Source organism: Microbacterium sp. SL62 (genome assembly GCF_026672635.1).
Taxonomy (GTDB): domain Bacteria; phylum Actinomycetota; class Actinomycetes; order Actinomycetales; family Microbacteriaceae; genus Microbacterium; species Microbacterium testaceum_A.
In genome coordinates this window covers 2,394,586-2,412,077 of sequence record NZ_JAPPRM010000001.1, presented here as the reverse complement: position 1 = coordinate 2,412,077, position 17,492 = coordinate 2,394,586, and the positions used below count along the sequence as shown (strand labels likewise).

Sequence of the window (17,492 nt, the reverse complement as noted above, 5' to 3'; positions counted from 1 at the left end):
TCGGAAACTGTCGCTGGGGCGGACCCGAGGCGACAGTGAGTGACCCCTCACGCGAGAGACGACAGGGGAGTGAGGCTCCGTCAGCGGGTGCGCGGGACGTAGCGCGGCACCCACCGGATGAAGCCCGCCGCACCCAGGACGGCGATCAGTCCCATTGCGCCGACACCGACCGACAGGGATGCCACGGCCGTCAGGGCCGACACGATCAACGGAGCGACCGCGCCCCCGGCATCCGTCAACGTCCTCCACGAGCCGAGGAACGCCGCGGGATCGGTCGGCGGGGCGACGTCCGCGCCGAGGGTGAGCAGGATGCCGCTCGACAAACCGTTCCCGACACCCAGGACCGCCGCGAACATGGCGTACCACATCGCCGCCGACGACAGATCGTGCGTGAACGAGAGGGCGAAGAACCCCGCGCCCATCAGGATCATGGCCGGAAGGGCGGCCCAGAGGCGACCGAAGCGGTCCATCACCTGGCCACTCGCGTAGAAGAGCGCGAAGTCGATCGCGCCCGAGACGCCGACGACCACCGCGATCGTTCCGGCATCCAATCCGAGAGAGACGCCCCAGAGCGGGAGCACCACCTGCCGCGCCGAGCGCACGGCCGACAGCGACGACGCCGCCAGGCCCAGACGGGCGAGCACTCCGCGGAAGCGCCACATCGTGCGGAACACCCCGACCCGCTCGACGGTGGGGATCGCCCCGGTGACCGGCTCGCCCGTGTCTTCGGCATCGCGCGAGTCCCCGCCGCCCCGCCGCGTCGGCGACCCCGCGCCCACCGGCACGGCCTTCTCGGGATCGGGGCCGAAGAACACGAGCAGGATCGTGGCGACCTGGCACACGGCGAAGAACACGATGGATGCCGTCTCGGTACCGAAGACCGCCAACAACGCCGCCGAGATGAACGGGCCGACGAACATCCCGAGGCGGAACGTGCCGCCCAGCAGCGACAACGCGCGAGCACGGAAGGTCAGGGGAACCCTCGTGGTCATGAAGGAGTGACGGGCGAGCGCGAACGACGCCGCACAGAAGCCGATGAGGAACACCGCCGCGGTGAAGAACGCCAAGGACTGCGCGAACACGATTCCCAGCAGACCCGCCAGCACGACGATGCCGGCCACCCCCATCGTGACGCGCTCGCCGAAGCGGGCGACGGCCCAGCCTGCCGGGATGTTGCCGCAGAGCTGGCCGACGACGAGGGCCGCGGCCACGAGGGCGGCGAGAGCGACGTCGGCGCCGAGGCGGTTCGCGATGACCGGAATGAGGGGGATCACGGCGCCCTCGCCGACCGCGAACAGCAGCGTGGGGCCGTAGATCATCGGTGCGAAGCGCACCAGCACGTTCCGGGGAGAGTCGGCTGTCACCGTCTCCACGATAGGCTTGATGTCAAATGCTCGAACTCGATTTGACCGCCGACATCCAGGCGCTGCGCTCGACCTTCGCCGATATTCAGGCCGTGGTCGACGTCGACGCACTCAAAGCCGACATCGAACGCCTCAGCGAAGAGGCCGGTGCCCCCGACCTCTGGGACGACGTCGACAACGCCCAGAAGGTCACCAGCCGCCTGAGCCACAAGCAGGCCGAGCTCAAGCGGGTCACCGAGATCGAGCAGCGCCTCGACGACCTCGAGGTGCTCGTCGAACTCGCCATCGAGATGGACGACGACGAGTCCGCCGACGAAGCGCGCCGCGAGCTCGCCTCGCTGAAGGACGTCATCGGCCAGCTCGAGGTGCAGACGCTGCTCGACGGCGAGTACGACCCGCGCTCCGCGGTCGTCACGATCCGCTCCGGCGCCGGCGGCGACGACGCCACCGACTTCGCCGAGATGCTGCTGCGCATGTACCTGCGCTGGGCCGAGCGCCACAAGTACCCCGTCAAGGTCATGGACACGTCCTACGCCGAAGGCGCCGGCATCAAGTCGGCCACCTTCGAGGTCGACGTGCCCTACGCCTACGGCACGCTGTCGGTCGAGGCCGGAACGCACCGCCTCGCGCGCATCAGCCCCTTCGGTGGCGCCGACAAGCGACAGACGAGCTTCGCGGCCGTCGAGGTCATCCCCGTCATGGAAGAAGCCGTCGAGGTCGAGGTGCCCGAGGGTGACATCCGCGTCGACGTGTTCCGTTCGTCGGGCCCCGGTGGACAGTCGGTCAACACGACCGACTCCGCCGTGCGCATCACGCACCTTCCGACGGGCCTCGTCGTCTCGATGCAGAACGAGAAGTCGCAGATCCAGAACCGCGCGGCCGCCATGCGCGTGCTGCAGACCCGCCTTCTGCTGCTCAAGCGCGAAGAAGAAGCGGCCAAGAAGAAGGAGCTTGCCGGCACGATCACCGCGAGCTGGGGCGACCAGATGCGCTCGTACTTCCTCTACGGCCAGCAGCTGGTGAAAGACCTCCGCACCGGATACGAAGTCGGAAACCCGGCGGTCGTATTCGACGGCGACCTCGACGGCCTGATCGCGGCCGGCATCCGCTGGCGTAAGCGCAAGGACGACGACGACTGAGTCGTCCCCTCTCACGACAGAGAGCCCTCTGGATGCCGGCACCTCGGCATCCATAGGGCTCTCTCGGTTTCGCCACCCGGCGCGTCCTGTCGGCCTGCCTGAAGCCCGCGCTTAGGCTCGTCAAGCCATGATCCGGTTCGAGAACGTCACAAAGCGGTATCGCGGCACCGCGAAGCCCGCCCTGAACGCCGTCGACTTCGAAGTGCAACGCGGGGAATTCGTCTTCCTCGTCGGCGCTTCGGGCTCCGGCAAATCGTCGTGCCTGCAGCTCATCCTGCGCGCCGAGACCCCCAGCGACGGCCGTGTCGTCGTGCTCGGTCGCGACCTGCGCACGCTGTCGAACCGCAAGGTTCCCTACTTCCGCCGTCACATCGGTTCGGTCTTCCAGGACTTCCGTCTGCTGCCGAACAAGACGGTGCACCAGAACGTCGCCTTCACACTGCAGGTGACCGGCGCCTCGCGCGGGTTCATCCAGCAGGCCGTGCCCGAGGTGCTCGCGCTCGTCGGTCTCGACGGCAAAGAGAAGCGTTTGCCGCACGAGCTCTCGGGCGGTGAGCAGCAGCGCGTCGCGATCGCCCGCGCGCTCGTGAACCGTCCGCAGGTGCTGCTCGCCGACGAGCCGACCGGAAACCTCGACCCCGGCACCTCGATCGACATCATGCGTCTGCTCGCGCGGATCAACGCCGGCGGCACGACCGTCGTCATGGCCACGCACGAGGCCGGCTTCGTCGACCAGATGCAGCGCCGCGTGATCGAGCTGCGCGGTGGCGAGATGGTGCGCGACGAGCGCCACGGCGGCTACGGCGACACGTCGAGCCTTCCGCGCCTCGCGCCCGAGGTCGAGCGCGGAGCGGCCGCGGTCGCCGCCCTCACCGCGGTGCTCGAGGTGCAGCGCGAGGTCACCGGTCTGACCGGGCCCGTCGAACCGCTGACGAAGCCGGGCGCGGACGCGACGCCGGCGGCACGACGCGACGAGGCTGCTCCGGCGGCGCGACGCGAAGAGACCGCTGCGGCCGCGTCGGACGACGCTCCGGCCCCCGCCGACGAGCCCCGCGAGCCCGGCACCAACACGCGCTCCATCCCGGTCACCCGCCCCGACGTCGACGCTCTCGGTCTCGCCGACCGACTCGGCCTGGGCCAGAAGAAAGACCGCAACGACGAAGTGGGACCCACGTCATGAGGTTCGGGCTCATCCTCTCGGAGGCCTTCACCGGTCTTCGCCGCAACGCGTCGATGGTCATCTCGGTCATCCTCGTCACCTTCGTCTCGCTGACCTTTGTCGGCGCGGCGATGCTCATGCAGATGCAGATCGGCAAGATGCAGTCGTACTGGGCCGATCGCGCCCAGGTGGCGGTGTTCATGTGCGCGGCCTCGTCGAACGCGCCGACCTGCGTGGCCGGTCAGCCCGCGACGCAGGATCAGATCGACGCGGTCACCGCGAAGCTCGACGGCTCCGCCCTGGCCCCGCTCATCCGCGACTACACCTTCCAGACCAGTGACCAGGTGTTCGAGAACGCCAAGGGCCTGCTGTCCGAGGACATCCTCGGTGTCGTCACGGCCGACCAGTTCAACGCGACCTTCAGCATCAACCTCGTCGACCAGAGCCAGTCCGACGTCATCGCCGAAGCCTTCAGCGGACAGGACGGCGTCGAGAGCGTCACGAACCAGCTCCAATACCTCGAGCCCCTCTTCCAGGCGTTGACGGTCGCGACCTACGTGGCGGTGGGCATCGCCGGACTCATGCTGATCGCGGCGGTACTGCTGATCGCGACGACCATCCGCCTCTCAGCGTTCGCTCGACGCAAGGAGCTCGGGATCATGCGCCTGGTGGGCGCTTCCAACCGCTTCATCCAGACGCCGTTCATCGTCGAGGGTGTCCTCGCTGCGCTGATCGGGTCCGCTCTGGCGAGCGTCGCCGTCTGGGCGATCGTCGGCGTCGGCGTGAACCAGTACCTGAGGGATCGGATCGGCTTCATCACCTCGTGGGTCGATTTCGGCGACGTCGCGATCGTCATCCCCGCGCTCGTGGTGATCGGTATCGTCCTCGCCGCCCTGAGCGCCAGTTTCGCCATCCGTCGCTGGCTGCGCGCCTGACCTCCGGTCGCGCGCGGAGTCGGCATCCGCTGTGGGGTAAACTGTAGGGCTCTGTGTGCCCATGATCATGAGGAGGTGGCACCATGCCTCGTGAGCAGGGTGAAAAGCTCATCGCGTCCAACAAGAAGGCGCGTCACGACTACGCCATCGAGAAGACGTACGAAGCGGGACTGGTGCTCACGGGCACCGAGGTGAAGTCGCTGCGCCAGGGGCGCGCGAACCTCACCGACGGCTACGCCTACATCGACGGTGGCCAGGCGTTCCTCGATGCCGTGCACATCCCGGAGTACTCCCAGGGCCACTGGACCAACCACTCGGCCAAGCGAACGCGCAAGCTGCTGCTGCACAAAGAAGAGATCATCAAGCTGTCGCACGCCGTGTCGGCGGGCGGGTACACGCTCGTGCCGCTGCGGCTGTACTTCCTGGACGGCCGCGCGAAGGTCGAGATCGCCGTCGCGAAGGGCAAGCGCGAGTTCGAGAAGCGTCAGACGATCCGCGAGCGCGAAGACAAGCGCGAAGCCGAACGCGCCATGCGCACGAAGAACCGTCTGGGCGAGTGACGCACTGAGTCACTCCGCGCGGAAGCGGCCCTCGACGACCGAGGTGACCACGATCTCGGGCGGCTGCAGGCTGAACGACGGCCCCCCGGCTGGACCGGAGGCCGCCATCATGCGCGCGGCGAACGGCGCCGGCTGTTCGGGGTGCGCGCCGAGCAGACCGGCATCCGCGATCTCGACGGCGGACACGGATGCCAGCCCCAGAGCGTCCGCATAAGCCGTCGCCCGTTCCACGGCGACGTGGACGGCATCGGCGGCCACCTCGCGCTCGACGCGCGCGCGGGTGGCGGGGGACAGGCGCCACTCCACCGCGGTGACCTGCACGTCATCGGACTCGGCCACATCCCCCAGCCACCACGACAGGGCACCGGCGTCGGTGAACGTGGCGGAGAGTTCCACGGCGGCGTGATGGACGAGGGGGAGCTGCGCTCCCTCGTTGTTCCACGGCCGGTCGGACCACACCGACACGCGCGCGCTCGACCACTCCGACACCTCGCCGGAGCGCAGGTGAGCGACCAGGCCGTCCTGCACGCTCGCCGCGCGCTCCTGCGCCCGTTCGACCACCGGCCCGCGAGTCGGACCGTCGGTCGACACGGTGACGCGGACGGCGGCCTCTTCAGCGCGGGCACGGGCGTTGCTCTCGCCCCGGACGGTGATGACGACGTCGCTCATGCGGCGAGCCTACGGGAGGGGCGCGCTCGGGTGGGGTTCGGTGTGGACGCGGCGACGTCGCTCATGCGGTGAGCCTACGGGGCGCGGGCGAGACGGCTTCGGGTGGGAATCATCGCGCGCCGCGAACCGTTGTAGACTGTGATGCTCGGGTGCTTCCGCCCCCGAGGTGGCAACTCAACAGCGTGACGATGGTCGCTCCTTCACGGAGTTCCCGGGGCTGATCGGTTTCGACAGCGCCTGCGAACCCGCGAGAAGCGGGCCGAGGATGTGGGGTTATCTCGTAAACGCTCCCTGCAAAACAATAAGTGCCAATGCTAAGCGCACTGACTTCGCCCTCGCTGCGTAAGCGAGCCCGATAGTCCGTCAGGCCGTGTGCGACCCCGCCACGGAATCTGGCGTCATTTAGGGGTCTTGCTGTGTGACGGCGTCTGGACGTCACGCGGGACTTTTCCCAGGCTGGGCTTGTCGACTTAGGTGTCTGTGACAAAGGTCGGAGCCGAGCAGAACGTCTGCACAGACTGCGCCCGGAGAAAACGCGGAGACCCAGCGTTGGACGGGGGTTCGATTCCCCCCAGCTCCACGAACCATCGCCACGAAGAGGTTGTCACGTGAGAAAGCCCCCATCTTCGCCCGTTTCGGCGAAGGTGGGGGCTTTCTTCATCTCGGGATCAGCCCGCGGAGCGCGTGTGGATGTCGCTCTCGCCGGCAACGCCGTTCAGCTCGAGATAGATGCGCCCCTCGGTGCGCGTCAGGGTGGCGGTGTTGCGTCGTTCGATGGCATCCGACAACTTCTCGACGAAGCCGGGCTCGAAGCTGTGCAGGAGCACCTCCTCAGCGCGATGGATGCGCTTTCCCGCCCACGGGGCGGCGACCTTGTCGGGATCGCGGTGCGTGTAGATCGCGACGCGCTCGGCCTTCATGCTGCCGGTGTGCAGGCGCGCGGCATCCGGAGCTCCGACCTCGACCCACGCCACCAGGGCGCCCGTGAGGTCGCGGATCATCACGGCGGGCTCGTCGGTCGCGGCGACGCCCTCGCTGAAGCCGATGCCCTCCTCGTACTCGAGGCAGTAGGCCAGCACGCGCGTCAGCATGTACGGAGCGGTCTCCGAGGGGTGCCGAGCGACGCGCAACGCCAGCTCGTCGTAGACGCCGCGATCGACGTCGGAGAGCTGCACGGTGAACTGGTGAATGGTCGAGCCGATAGCCACGAGGGTCGAGCCTACGTTGTCGGGACGGCATGCCCGTGCGCGTTGTTCTGTGCGCGTTGTTCTGTGCGCGCTGTGCCGTGTGCGTTGTGCCGTGCCGCGCCTACGCGGTCGCGGGGGCGGTGCCGGGAAGGCGGTTACGCCACTGGGGGAGGGGGATCACGATGCGGTGCGCGGGGTCGCCGTCCCACTCCACCGGCAGGCCGGCTTCGGCGAGAGCATCGGCGACGATCCGGCCGACGCGGGCATCGGTCTGTCGCCAGACCTCGCTGCGCGCGGCCTCGTCGCCGACGTCGGCCGCCGCGAGAAGCCCGGGGTCGAGATCGCGCAGGGGTGCAAAGGCGCTGAACGTGAGGAACAGATGTGCGGGCTCCTCGGCGAGTCGCTCGCCGTCCTGCTGGTGGAAGAAGGTGTAGGCCCACTCGCGGAACTGCGGTGCACCCGTCTCGTCGCTCGGCGCGGGCGTGCGCTCGTCGTCGATCTCAGCGGTTCCGCACGTGTTGCAGCAGGTGAAGTCGGCGCGGGCGACGAAGCCGCGTGCCTCGAGGATCGCGAATGCCGTGCGCAGGCGGTCGCCTTCCGTGACGGACGGCCACCCCTGCTCGACGCGGCGGCGCTCGGCCCAGACCTCGCGCACCACGGCCTCGGCGGTTGCGGCATCGTCGAGCTCGTGGACGTCCTGCACCTGCTGCACGACCTCATCGAAGTCGCGGAAGCCGGGGATGACGGCATCCTGAGCTGTCCGTCTGAGCTCTGCGAGACCAGGATCGGACGCGAGGGGAGCGGCCTGCGGGGCCGGCACGTTCTTGCCGAACAGGCGATCCAGGAATCCCATGCGTCCCAGTGAACCAGCTAGCGTCGGGGAATGCCCGATCCGCGTCACATCCGCATCGATGTCGGTCCCTTCCACCTCGACGCCGTTCCCGATTCGGCGCGGTGGCGGGCCGAGGGGAGAGGCGGCGACGCCCCGGTCGAGGGCGGGTGGAGCGACTGGGTCGCGTTCGCACAACGGATCCTGCAGGTCGACGAACGATGGCGTGGTCTCGAGGCGCGCGGAGACGCGTGGGACGAGGGCTTCGCCGCCGGCCGGGATGCCGCGGCGGTGAATCCGTACCGGTGAGCGAAGCGCCCGCGTCTGCAGCGCGCTACTGAGGCGTCTCGACGAGGAGCAGACTCTGGCGGGTATCCGCGAACTTCACCCACCCGTCGCCGAACAGGTACGTCAGACCGTAGCCGTCGGCACCGCGCCCGCCGAGCCAATCGGGGTTCTCGGTGACATAATCGCCCGTGCCGTCGCGCTCGAGCTTCCACCCCGAAGCGACGAGGTCCTTCTCGGCCTGCTGCGCCGTCGCGTCGTCGATGGGAGCCCACCCGAAGATCTGCACGCGATCGGATGCCACCTTGGCATCGCCCCACTTGCACTGGATGCCATCGTCAAGCGCCGTCGCGCCGATCCGGAACGGCTCCTCCTGGTAGGTCCACCCGAGGCTCTTGAAGTCGTCGACGGTGGCGGTCGGAATGATGTTCTCGCAGGTCGGGGTGATCGGGTCCGTCGTGGGAGTCGCGCTGGCACCGGGGTCGGGAGCGGGTGCATCGGTCGTCGTGGCGCTGGCCGCGACGCTCGGGGCGGCGTCAGGGGTCGACGTGCACCCGGCGAGAGCCGTTGCGACGATGGCGCCGCCGGCGGCGAGGAGAGCGAGGTGGGCGCGTGTCATCGGGCACCGTCCTCGTGCAGCAGAGCGAAGAAGTCGTCGTGCAGCAGGCCGTTCGTCGCGAGGGAAGAACCGGCATCGAGACGGTCGGTCCCGTCGAACGCCGTGAAACGTCCGCCGGCCTCGCGCACGATGGGGGCGATCGCCGCGATGTCGTACTCCTTCACCCCGAACTCGGCCACGAGCTCGAGACGGCCCTCGGCCAACCACATGTAAGGGAGCGCATCCCCGTAGGCGCGATCGCGCCAGACAGCGCGCGTGAGCTTCTCGAGAGTGGGGACGAGATCGACGTCATCCCACTGCTCGATGCTCTGGAAGCTGATGCTGGATGCCGAAACCTCGTCGACCCCGGACACGTGAATGCGTCGGATGTCACCGTCGGCGGTCGTCGTCCACGCGCCCTGGCCCGTTGCGGCCCACCAGCGGCGACCGATCGCGGGCTGGCTTACGACGCCCACCCGGGGGACGCCGTCGACGGTCAGGGCGATGAGCGTCGCCCAGACCGGAATGCCGCGCATGTAGTTGTGGGTCCCGTCGATCGGATCGATGACCCAGCGGCGGGACGTGTCACCCGACGTGCCGTATTCCTCGCCGAGCACGGAGTCGCCCGGGCGCTCCGCGTCGAGGATCCCGCGAATCGCGCGCTCCGTCGCCAGGTCGGCCTCGGTCACGTGCGTGCGGTCGGGCTTCGTGTCGATCCGGAGGTCGGCGGAGTCGAAGCGTTCCATCGCCACGGCGTCGGCAGCGTCAGCCAGGCGGAGGGCGAGTGCGAGATCGTCGGTCAGGTCCGCGGCGGGCGCGGCGGGCTCTTCGATGCGGGACACGGCTCCAGGATAACGGTCGATCCTGGCTCGATTTGGCGTGCCCGAGTCACGCCTGGTAGTGTCATTCCTCGGCGCGGAGAGCGAAACTCCGGCCGAACGGAACGCACCTCTAGCTCAATCGGCAGAGCAACTGACTCTTAATCAGTGGGTTCTGGGTTCAAGTCCCAGGGGGTGCACCAGCACAGAAAGTCCCCTCTCGCCCGTGTGGTGTGGAGGGGATTTTCGTTTCTCAGATCCGGGTTCTGCGCAATCCCTCCGCCTCCTCGATGGCGCTCGGCATGATGGGACGAGCCCCGTCTCCAACGGCGGCGCGTGACCCGGGAGGTTTTCATGGCCGACGACGAGATGTGGGATGTCACCGACATCCAGGGCACACCGACCGGAACCCTCCACCGGCGCGGGGACGGCCCTGTGCCGGCCGGGTTGTTCCACGTCGTGGCATCCGTCTGTCTGGTGTCGTCCACCGGCCGCGTGCTGATGAGCCTGCGCGCCGCGGGCAAGGACTACCCCTTGGCGTGGGAGTTCCCCGCCGGTAGCGCATTGCGCGGAGAGACCAGCCGCACCGGCGCCGTCCGGGAACTCGCGGAAGAGACGGGGATGGTGCTCGCCCCCGACGACCTGGTCTTGGTGGGTCGCGTCGTCGAAGAAAGAGTCCTGTTCGACCTCTGGGTCGGCCGTGTCGACGGGGAGCCCGCGCCCGTGCCGGATCCGGAGGAGGTCCAGGATGCCGAGTGGGTCACCCTCGACGTCGTGCACCAGCGCTGGAAGGACGGGGTGTTCGCGACACCGTGGAACGCCCGGTTCGATCAGCTGTGGGACACGCTGGGGGAACGGGTGCGAGAGGAGCGCCAGGTCGGCGCCGCCAAAGATCAGACCGGCGGCGGATCCACCTCGATGTCGTGACCCAGGGGTGAGCGCCACCTCAGGTCGACATCGCCGGGGTTTTTGAGCGGTTCCCATTTCGTCTCGTGGCGGAGGCGGTGGTGGTGGCGGCACTCGGGTTCGAGGTTGTCGTGGTCGGTGGCCCCGCCGTCGGCCCACGCGGTGAGGTGATCGATGTCGCAGTCGCGGGCGGGGCGGGCGCACCCCGGGAAGACGCACGTCGGCGAGGTGACGCCGAGCCAGCGCCGGAGTGCGGTCGTCACTCGGTATCTGGTGCGATCGAGGGCGAGCGGAACCCCCGTGACCGGGTGGGTGAGAACGCGGATCCACGACGACGCCTCTCCGGCGAGTCTTCGTGCCGTGTCGAGATCGATCGGGCCGTACCCGTCGAGGGTGGCTGGGGTGTCGTCGCGGCCGAGGAGGGTGAGGGCGGGAACGGTCACGACGACGGTGGGGCGGCCGGAGCCGGACGTCTGTGAGACCCCCGCTGCGGGAGCCGGCGCCGCCGCGGGACGCTCCGCGACCGATCCACCCGCGAGCAGATCCGTTAGCGCATCGGCTCTCAGTTGCGCCAGCGTGCGCTCTTCGCCGTCTGCCGTCGCCAGATGCCGCGCGGCGCGGTCCAGGCGTGTCATGGCGGCGTGCGCCCTGTCGGCCGGAAGCAAGGCTGTCAGTGTCGCCATGCCATCGAGCTCGGCGGTCAGCCACACCCCGCGGTCGCGGGCCGCGCGGCGATGCCGCTCCTCGATCGACTCGGCGTGGACCTTCTCGCGCAGCGCGCGAGCGGCGGTGTCGAAGCTCGAGGGTGTGAGGCGTTGAGCGCGCTCGGTGGCACCGGTGTCGAACGCGGTCCAGGCCTCGCGGTCATCGGGGAGGGAGTCGGCGAGCCGGGCGATCCTGATCGCGTGGCTCTCGGAGATCCGTCCGTCGAGGAACGCCCGCCAGGCCAGGCCGCACCGTGCCTGCAGCGTCCGGGCGTGGCCGACCCGCGTGCGGACCGTCTGCTCGGCCAGACGCAGGTGAACGGCGATCTCTGCGGCGGCGGCGCGCTCCGCGAGGTCGGCACGGTCGCGCCGCACGGCGGCCACTGACCGCCCGCGAGAGTCCTCCCACGCGTGATCCAGGGTGGGATCGGGACCGACCCACGGGTCGGGATCGGCAACGGCGCGGTCGAGGATCAGCGTCATGAGCCGGTATTCCTCGGCGGTGTGCTGGCGACGGCGGACGGCGACCGCGACGAGGGTGTGCACGAGGTCGATGGGACGAGCGTCGGCTTCGGACTCGGAAACCGCGGCGGCGTCCTCGCCGGGGGAGCCGAGGTCGTGGCTCACCGGCCACGGAGTGCTGTCGTCGGAGAACAGCTCGTTCCAGTCCGGCTCGAACCGTCCCTCTTCGATCGTGCGGATCTCATCGGCCCAGGCCTCGAGCTCGTCGTCGCTCGGGGGAGGCGCCAGAAACACGGCGGGCACGAGCGCAGCATCCGGTGTCGACCGGTGCGATGCGGGGGTCGGGCTCGTCATACGAGCACGGTATCGAGGACCTCCGACATCAGGAGGAACCGCCGGTGGAGGGCGAAATCGAGCACGTAGCGCCCACCCACGCGAAAGCGCCGGGCGCCGACACGACGATCCGAACGGTTCGTCCTGCCGGCACCCGGCGTGAGGAGAGGTGACGCCGACGCCTTACGCCGCATCCCCCACGAGAACAGCTGCGCCCTCGTCAGCGGCATCCGGGTGTGCTCCGTCGACGTGTGCGAGCAGACGCCGGCCGAACAGGATGCAGGCGGCGGCGATCACGACCGACACCGCGGCCATCACGTAGGGCACTCCGGCGCCGTACGCGTGCCAGAGCAGCGCGGCGAGCGGGGGAGCGACCGCCCCGCCCAGGAAGCGCACGGCCGAGTAGGCCGACGACGCGACCGAGCGCGGGAGGTCGGTGGCTTCCATGACCGCCTCGGTCAGCGCGGTGTTCACGACGCCCAGCACGAGACCGCCCACGATGATGCACACGACCAGAGCGACGGCCGACGACACGATGAACGCGGCGACGAGCAGGTCGAGGGCCAGCAGGGGCAGGGCGATCAGCAGGACCGTCGTCAGCCGCAGCCGGCGCAGCAGCAGAGGGGCGACCCAGACGCTCGTGATCGCCAGGCCCACGCCCCATCCGAAGAAGGTCAGGCCGATGCCCATCGCCCCGAACCCGAGGGGGAACGGCGAGAACGCGAGCAGCGTGAAGAAGCCGATGTTGTAGAACAGCGCGGTCGCCGCGAGGATCGCGAGCGCCGGACGGCCGAGGGCACGGAACGGGGCACTGAAGGGGAGCGGGGTGCGCGCGGGCTTGGGGCCGCGCAGAAGGACCGCCACCGCGAGGAACGCGATCGCCATCAGGACGACGACGCCGAAGAACGGCCCGCGCCAGCTGACTTCACCCAGGATGCCGCCGAGCAGCGGCCCCACGGCGATGCCGAGGCCCAGCGCGGCTTCGTAGAGGATGATCGCGGCCGAGCTCCCGCCGGATGCCGCGCCCACGATGGTCGCCAGCGCGGTGGAGATGAACAGAGCGTTGCCCAGACCCCATCCGGCGCGGAAGCCGATCACGGCGTCGACGCTGCCGCTGATGGCGCAGAAGAAGGCGAACACGACAATCAAACCGAGACCGACGAGCAGGGTCGCCTTGGCGCCGATGCGGCTCGAGATCCAGCTGGTGATGAGCATCGCCAGGCCGGTCACGACGAGGTAGCTGGTGAACAGCAGCTCCGTCTCGACCGGGGTGGCCTTCAGGGAGTCCGCGATGGCGGGGAGGATCGGGTCGACGAGACCGATGCCCATGAAGGCGACGACGCACGCGAAGGCGACGGCCCAGACCTGCGCGGGCTGTTTCCAGACGCTGGGCGCCTTGCTGACTGCTGCGGTTCCGGCACTCACCGGACCACCTCCTGTTCTTCTGCGGATTCCGTGGGGACTCCGCGGTCTTCGGTGGGGTCGGCGGCGCCATCGTCGTCGGGGGTTCGATCGTCAGTGGTTTCGTATCGACCCGCGGGAGTCGGCGCCATTCCCACGCGCAGTGAGAGCGCGGAGGCGGCGACGCTCACGGCATCCCACTCCTTCTCGGAGAGGTCGGCCACGTGCGGCGCAAGGGCCGCCCGGAACTGCTCGTACCACCCGGCCAGCGCGTCGAGGCCCTTCGCCGTGGCGGCGATCACGCTGACGCGCGAGTCGTCGGGCAGGCGGCGGCGCTCGACGAGTCCCGCGGCGTCCATCTGGTGGACGAGTCGGGTCATGCCGGGCTGTGTCACGCGGCTGAGGGTCGCGAGGTCGCCGAGGCGCTGGGGGCCGTGGTCGCGCAGGAGAGTCAGCGTGCGCCACTGCGCGGCGGGGGCGTCGGTCTGGGTGTCGAGAGCCGCGACGCGGGTGAGGGCGTGCACCGCGAGCAAAAGCGTCTGCAGGTCGTCGTGGCGGGTCATATGTGGAAGTATACCCCCGGTATATACCGTGGGTATCTATTTCGAGGGATTCAGCGAGACGCGATGCGCGTCGACAACTGGTGCGCGTGCGCGAGAAGGATCCGTCCGAGCTCCGCGAGGCGCTCGCCGCCGAAGCGGAACTCCACCCCGGTCAGGCTGAGAGCCCACTGCGGGTCGCCCGCGCGCGTGAACACGGCCGCGCCGAGCCCGTAGCTCCCCTCCACGATGAGCCCCGGATTCACCGCATATCCACGTGCCTGCGTGTCGCGGATCCGCCCGCGCAGACGGGTGGGGGAGTGCGACGCCCCCCATTTCTCGGGAAGTTCCGGATGCCGCTCGAGATACGCATCCACCTCGCTCGACGGCAGGAACGCCAGGATCGCCAACCCCGCCGAGGCCACCCCGAGGGGAAAGCGCACCCCCTCCGACAGCACGAACGAGCGGATCGGGAAGCTCCCGTCCTCGCGCACCAGGCACACCGTCTCGTCGCCCCGCCGTACCGACAGGAACGCGCTCTCCTCGGTTCGGACCGCCAGGGAGCGCACGATGTCGCGCGCGGTCGAGGTGATGTCGAATCGGGATGCCGCCACACTCCCCATCAGATAGAGCTCCGGCCCCGGTAGCCAGTGACCGGTCGGCTCGTCGCGGTCGACGAGCCCCTCGGCGCGAAGCGCGCTGAGGAGGCGGTGCGCGGTCGGTCGCGTGAGATCGGCGTCGCGCGCGAGGTCGCCGACCGACGCGCCGGTCTCGCCCGCGGCCGTCACGAGGCGCAAGAGCTGGGCCGCCCGCGAGATGGCCTGGGCGCCGGGAACGGATCGCGATGCAGTGTCCACGATGTGGACGCTAAGCCCCACGTCATCCACATGACAAGAGCGCGGTCGACTCGGCGGGCCCGAACAGCGCACCGTAGGAGGACGAAACGAAGGAGTTCGCGTGATCGACAAGACCGTCGCCTCGGCCGCCGAGGCCGTCGCCGACATCACCGACGGAGCGTCTCTCGCCGTCGGCGGGTTCGGCCTGTCCGGCAACCCCATCGCCCTCATCGAGGCCCTTCTCGCCCAGGGGACCCGCGACCTGTCGGTCGTGTCGAACAACTGCGGCGTCGACGACTGGGGGCTCGGCATCCTGCTCGGCGCCGGTCGCATCCGCAAGATGACCTCGTCGTACGTCGGAGAGAACAAGGAGTTCGAGCGGCAGTTCCTCTCGGGCGAACTCGAGCTCGAGCTCACCCCGCAGGGCACCCTCGCCGAGAAGCTGCGGGCCGGCGGCTCGGGCATCGCGGCCTTCTACACCCAGACCGGTGTCGGCACCCAGGTCGCCGAGGGCGGACTGCCGCGTCGCTACGACGGGGCCGGCGGCATCGCCGTCGCCTCCCCGGTCAAGGACGTCCGCACCTTCGAGGTGAACGGCGAGCAGCGCGAGTTCGTGCTCGAAGAGGCCATCACCACCGACTTCTCGCTCGTGCACGCCCACACGGGCGACCGGCACGGCAACCTCGTGTTCCGAAAGGCCGCGCGCGCCTTCAACCCCCTCGCCGCGATGGCCGGCCGCACCTGCATCGTGCAGGTCGAGCACCTCGTCGAGCCCGGTGACCTCGACCCGGACGCCGTTCACCTCCCCGGCGTGTACGTCCACCGCATCGTCGAGGTCGGCCCCGACGTCCCCAAGCGCATCGAGAAGCGCACCGTGAGTGAGGAGACCCGCTGATGGTTCTGTCCCGCACCGAGATGGCCGCCCGCGCCGCCCGCGAGCTCGCCGACGGCTCGTACGTCAACCTCGGCATCGGCCTGCCGACCCTCGTGCCCAACTACGTGCCCGACGCAGTCACGGTCGTGCTGCAGTCCGAGAACGGCATCCTCGGCGTCGGTCCCTACCCGACCGAGGACGCGGTGGACGCCGACCTCATCAACGCCGGCAAAGAGACCGTGACCACCCTCCCGGGGTCGGCGTTCTTCGACTCGGCCCTGAGCTTCGGGATGATCCGCGGGGGCAAGATCGACGCCGCCATCCTCGGGGCGATGCAGGTGTCGGCATCCGGAGATCTGGCGAACTGGATGATCCCCGGAAAGATGGTCAAGGGCCCCGGGGGAGCGATGGACCTCGTCCACGGCGCCGCCCGCGTGATCGTGCTCATGGAGCACGTCGCCCGCGACGGCTCACCGAAGATCGTCGACGAGTGCTCGTTGCCGCTCACCGGCCGCGGCGTCGTCGACCGGATCATCACCGACCTCGCCGTGATCGATGTGACGGAGGATGGACTCGTGCTCGTCGAGCTCGCCCTCGGGGTGAGCGTCGACGAGGTGCGGGCCGCCACCGAGCCCGAGCTGACCGTCCGACTCGCTGAGGAGCAGCACGCATGAACGCACAGAAAGACGTCGTCATCGTCGCCGCCGCCCGCACCCCGCAGGGCCGACTGAAGGGGCAGCTCGCCCCGTTAACCGCCGTGCAGCTCGGGGCGGCCGCCATCCGCGGGGCGCTCGAGCGCGGCGGCATCCCCGCCGACGCCGTCGATGCGGTGCTCGTGGGCCACGTGCTGCAGGCCGGAGCGGGGCAGAACGCCGCGCGCCAGGCCGCGATCGAAGCGGGCATCGGTTGGGACGTGCACTCCGCCACCATCAACAAGGTCTGCCTGTCGGGTCTCACCGCGATCATCGACGCGGCACGCATGCTGCGCCTGGGAGACGCGACGGTGGTCGTCGCCGCGGGCATGGAGTCGATGACCCGTGCCCCGCACCTGCTGATGAACTCGCGTGACGGCTACGCCTACGGCTCCGTCGAGGTGCTCGACCACATGGCGTACGACGGCCTCACCGACGCGTACGACCGCGAGAGCATGGGCGCCTCGACCGAGCGCGCGAACGCCCGGTACGAGGTCACGCGCGAAGCTCAGGATGCCGTGGCCGCCCGCTCCCACCAGCGCGCCGCCGCCGCGCAGGCGGAGGGGATCTTCGACGCCGAGATCGTGCCGGTGTCGATCCCGCAGCGGAAGGGCGACCCCGTGGTCGTCTCGGCCGACGAGGGCATCCGCGCCGACACGACGGTCGAGACGCTCGCGAAGCTGCGTTCCGCCTTCGCCGAGGGCGGCTCGATCACCGCGGGAAACGCCTCGCAGATCTCCGACGGTGCCTCCGCGGTGGTCGTCACCACCCGCGCGATCGCCCACGAGCGCGGGTGGGACGTGCTCGCCGTAGTCGGGGCCGCAGGTCAGGTCGCCGGCCCCGATAACTCCCTGCACGCCCAGCCCGCCCGCGCGATCGCGAAAGCGCTCGAGAAGCAGGGCATCGCGGCATCCGACCTCGACCTCATCGAGATCAACGAGGCCTTCGGCGCCGTGGTCGCGCGGTCGCAGGCCGAGCTGGGCGTCTTCGACGAGGTCGTCAACCCGCACGGCGGCGGCATCGCGATCGGGCACCCCATCGGCGCCTCGGGCAACCGTCTCGTCGTCCACGCGGTGCACGAACTCGTCCGTCGCGGCCGCGGGACGGCCGCGGTGGCGCTCTGCGGTGGCGGCGGTCAGGGTGACGCGTTGATCCTCACCCGGTAGGGCCGGCCCGAAACGAACGGATGCCGCGACCTCGAG

19 protein-coding genes, 1 tRNA gene and 1 other RNA gene are annotated in these 17,492 nt (G+C 69.6%); 11 read left to right on the top strand and 10 right to left on the bottom strand.

Translation table 11 applies throughout. From position 1 onward, the window contains the following. Window positions 1-80: 80 nt before the first annotated feature. Window positions 81-1,319: an MFS transporter gene (locus OVA26_RS11615; RefSeq protein ID WP_268104919.1), complete on the bottom strand. Its 1,239-nt coding sequence runs from the start codon at window positions 1,317-1,319 to the stop codon at window positions 81-83. 71 nt (window positions 1,320-1,390) lie between these two features. Here OVA26_RS11615 and prfB point away from each other — a divergent pair, with 71 nt between their 5' ends. From prfB to smpB, 4 genes are all read left to right on the top strand, one after another. After that, window positions 1,391-2,503, top strand: a complete 1,113-nt coding sequence (gene prfB / locus OVA26_RS11610) for a peptide chain release factor 2 (protein WP_056230598.1) — start codon at window positions 1,391-1,393, stop codon at window positions 2,501-2,503. Between the two features lie 127 nt (window positions 2,504-2,630). Then, on the top strand, window positions 2,631-3,683 hold the full coding sequence (ftsE, locus tag OVA26_RS11605) for a cell division ATP-binding protein FtsE (RefSeq protein ID WP_074696879.1): 1,053 nt from the start codon (window positions 2,631-2,633) through the stop codon (window positions 3,681-3,683). After that, window positions 3,680-4,597 carry a permease-like cell division protein FtsX gene (ftsX, locus tag OVA26_RS11600; protein ID WP_056230602.1) on the top strand — a complete coding sequence of 306 codons (918 nt, stop codon included), beginning with the start codon at window positions 3,680-3,682 and terminating at the stop codon, window positions 4,595-4,597. The genes ftsE and ftsX overlap by 4 nt, the downstream gene beginning before the upstream one ends. Before the next feature lie 83 nt (window positions 4,598-4,680). Then, on the top strand, window positions 4,681-5,157 hold the full coding sequence (gene smpB / locus OVA26_RS11595) for an SsrA-binding protein SmpB (RefSeq protein WP_074696877.1): 477 nt from the start codon (window positions 4,681-4,683) through the stop codon (window positions 5,155-5,157). 9 nt (window positions 5,158-5,166) lie between these two features. Here the strand turns inward: smpB and OVA26_RS11590 are convergent, their stop codons facing one another. Then, window positions 5,167-5,826 (bottom strand): SIMPL domain-containing protein, encoded by a 660-nt coding sequence (locus OVA26_RS11590; RefSeq protein ID WP_268104159.1) that lies wholly within the window; start codon window positions 5,824-5,826, stop codon window positions 5,167-5,169. Window positions 5,827-6,039: 213 nt separating this feature from the next. Here OVA26_RS11590 and ssrA point away from each other — a divergent pair. Next, window positions 6,040-6,409: a transfer-messenger RNA gene (ssrA, locus tag OVA26_RS11585) on the top strand. A gap of 85 nt (window positions 6,410-6,494) precedes the next feature. Here ssrA and OVA26_RS11580 read toward each other — a convergent pair. Beyond that, a complete protein-coding gene (locus OVA26_RS11580; RefSeq protein ID WP_056230606.1) occupies window positions 6,495-7,034 on the bottom strand; it encodes a YaeQ family protein in 540 nt (179 codons plus the stop codon). 100 nt (window positions 7,035-7,134) lie between these two features. Next, complete coding sequence (locus OVA26_RS11575) at window positions 7,135-7,866, bottom strand: DUF6891 domain-containing protein (RefSeq protein ID WP_268104158.1); 732 nt, start codon at window positions 7,864-7,866, stop codon at window positions 7,135-7,137. A 30-nt stretch (window positions 7,867-7,896) separates the two neighbouring features. Between OVA26_RS11575 and OVA26_RS11570 the strand changes: the two genes are divergently transcribed. Further along, a complete protein-coding gene (locus tag OVA26_RS11570) occupies window positions 7,897-8,151 on the top strand; it encodes a hypothetical protein (RefSeq protein ID WP_056230610.1) in 255 nt (84 codons plus the stop codon). A 25-nt stretch (window positions 8,152-8,176) separates the two neighbouring features. On the opposite strand, the gene OVA26_RS11565 is transcribed toward OVA26_RS11570, so the two are convergent. Beyond that, window positions 8,177-8,746, bottom strand: coding sequence for a hypothetical protein (locus OVA26_RS11565; RefSeq protein WP_268104157.1), 570 nt, complete (start codon window positions 8,744-8,746; stop codon window positions 8,177-8,179). Next, window positions 8,743-9,567 (bottom strand): inositol monophosphatase family protein, encoded by an 825-nt coding sequence (locus tag OVA26_RS11560; protein WP_056230613.1) that lies wholly within the window; start codon window positions 9,565-9,567, stop codon window positions 8,743-8,745. Before OVA26_RS11560 ends, OVA26_RS11565 begins: the two co-directional genes overlap by 4 nt. Before the next feature lie 103 nt (window positions 9,568-9,670). On the opposite strand from OVA26_RS11560, the gene OVA26_RS11555 reads away from it, so the two are divergent. Together OVA26_RS11555 and OVA26_RS11550 are read left to right on the top strand one after the other, a co-directional pair. After that, window positions 9,671-9,746, top strand: a tRNA-Lys gene (locus OVA26_RS11555). A gap of 151 nt (window positions 9,747-9,897) precedes the next feature. Then, the gene (locus OVA26_RS11550) at window positions 9,898-10,470 is read left to right on the top strand and encodes an NUDIX hydrolase (RefSeq protein ID WP_268104156.1); all 573 of its coding nucleotides are present in this window, start codon (window positions 9,898-9,900) and stop codon (window positions 10,468-10,470) included. Here OVA26_RS11550 and OVA26_RS11545 read toward each other — a convergent pair. The 4 genes from OVA26_RS11545 to OVA26_RS11530 form a co-directional block, all read right to left on the bottom strand. Further along, entirely contained in the window at window positions 10,437-11,969 is a 1,533-nt protein-coding gene (locus tag OVA26_RS11545) for an HNH endonuclease signature motif containing protein (protein WP_268104155.1), read from the bottom strand. The genes OVA26_RS11550 and OVA26_RS11545 overlap by 34 nt on opposite strands. Before the next feature lie 162 nt (window positions 11,970-12,131). After that, entirely contained in the window at window positions 12,132-13,373 is a 1,242-nt protein-coding gene (locus OVA26_RS11540; protein ID WP_268104154.1) for an MFS transporter, read from the bottom strand. After that, entirely contained in the window at window positions 13,370-13,912 is a 543-nt protein-coding gene (locus OVA26_RS11535; protein WP_268104153.1) for a MarR family winged helix-turn-helix transcriptional regulator, read from the bottom strand. Before OVA26_RS11535 ends, OVA26_RS11540 begins: the two co-directional genes overlap by 4 nt. 50 nt (window positions 13,913-13,962) lie before the next feature. After that, the gene (locus tag OVA26_RS11530) at window positions 13,963-14,745 is read right to left on the bottom strand and encodes an IclR family transcriptional regulator (RefSeq protein WP_268104152.1); all 783 of its coding nucleotides are present in this window, start codon (window positions 14,743-14,745) and stop codon (window positions 13,963-13,965) included. Window positions 14,746-14,845: 100 nt separating this feature from the next. Between OVA26_RS11530 and OVA26_RS11525 the strand changes: the two genes are divergently transcribed. From OVA26_RS11525 to OVA26_RS11515, 3 genes are read left to right on the top strand one after another with little or no spacing between them, the layout of a single operon-like run. Then, entirely contained in the window at window positions 14,846-15,619 is a 774-nt protein-coding gene (locus tag OVA26_RS11525) for a CoA transferase subunit A (RefSeq protein ID WP_074696867.1), read from the top strand. Beyond that, complete coding sequence (locus OVA26_RS11520; protein WP_268104151.1) at window positions 15,619-16,272, top strand: CoA transferase subunit B; 654 nt, start codon at window positions 15,619-15,621, stop codon at window positions 16,270-16,272. Before OVA26_RS11525 ends, OVA26_RS11520 begins: the two co-directional genes overlap by 1 nt. Next, window positions 16,269-17,456 (top strand): acetyl-CoA C-acetyltransferase, encoded by a 1,188-nt coding sequence (locus tag OVA26_RS11515; protein ID WP_268104150.1) that lies wholly within the window; start codon window positions 16,269-16,271, stop codon window positions 17,454-17,456. The genes OVA26_RS11520 and OVA26_RS11515 overlap by 4 nt, the downstream gene beginning before the upstream one ends. The last annotated feature ends 36 nt before the right edge of the window (window positions 17,457-17,492 follow it).

Coding starts and splice junctions, on each gene's coding strand:
- OVA26_RS11535 (WP_268104153.1), bottom strand. CDS start 13,912: ATGACCCGCCACGACGACCTGCAGACGCTTTTGCTCGCGGTGCACGCC.
- prfB (WP_056230598.1), top strand. CDS start 1,391: ATGCTCGAACTCGATTTGACCGCCGACATCCAGGCGCTGCGCTCGACC.
- OVA26_RS11565 (WP_268104157.1), bottom strand. CDS start 8,746: ATGACACGCGCCCACCTCGCTCTCCTCGCCGCCGGCGGCGCCATCGTC.
- ftsX (WP_056230602.1), top strand. CDS start 3,680: ATGAGGTTCGGGCTCATCCTCTCGGAGGCCTTCACCGGTCTTCGCCGC.
- OVA26_RS11575 (WP_268104158.1), bottom strand. CDS start 7,866: ATGGGATTCCTGGATCGCCTGTTCGGCAAGAACGTGCCGGCCCCGCAG.
- OVA26_RS11520 (WP_268104151.1), top strand. CDS start 15,619: ATGGTTCTGTCCCGCACCGAGATGGCCGCCCGCGCCGCCCGCGAGCTC.
- smpB (WP_074696877.1), top strand. CDS start 4,681: ATGCCTCGTGAGCAGGGTGAAAAGCTCATCGCGTCCAACAAGAAGGCG.
- OVA26_RS11615 (WP_268104919.1), bottom strand. CDS start 1,319: ATGATCTACGGCCCCACGCTGCTGTTCGCGGTCGGCGAGGGCGCCGTG.
- OVA26_RS11570 (WP_056230610.1), top strand. CDS start 7,897: ATGCCCGATCCGCGTCACATCCGCATCGATGTCGGTCCCTTCCACCTC.
- ftsE (WP_074696879.1), top strand. CDS start 2,631: ATGATCCGGTTCGAGAACGTCACAAAGCGGTATCGCGGCACCGCGAAG.
- OVA26_RS11515 (WP_268104150.1), top strand. CDS start 16,269: ATGAACGCACAGAAAGACGTCGTCATCGTCGCCGCCGCCCGCACCCCG.
- OVA26_RS11590 (WP_268104159.1), bottom strand. CDS start 5,826: ATGAGCGACGTCGTCATCACCGTCCGGGGCGAGAGCAACGCCCGTGCC.
- OVA26_RS11545 (WP_268104155.1), bottom strand. CDS start 11,969: ATGACGAGCCCGACCCCCGCATCGCACCGGTCGACACCGGATGCTGCG.
- OVA26_RS11550 (WP_268104156.1), top strand. CDS start 9,898: ATGGCCGACGACGAGATGTGGGATGTCACCGACATCCAGGGCACACCG.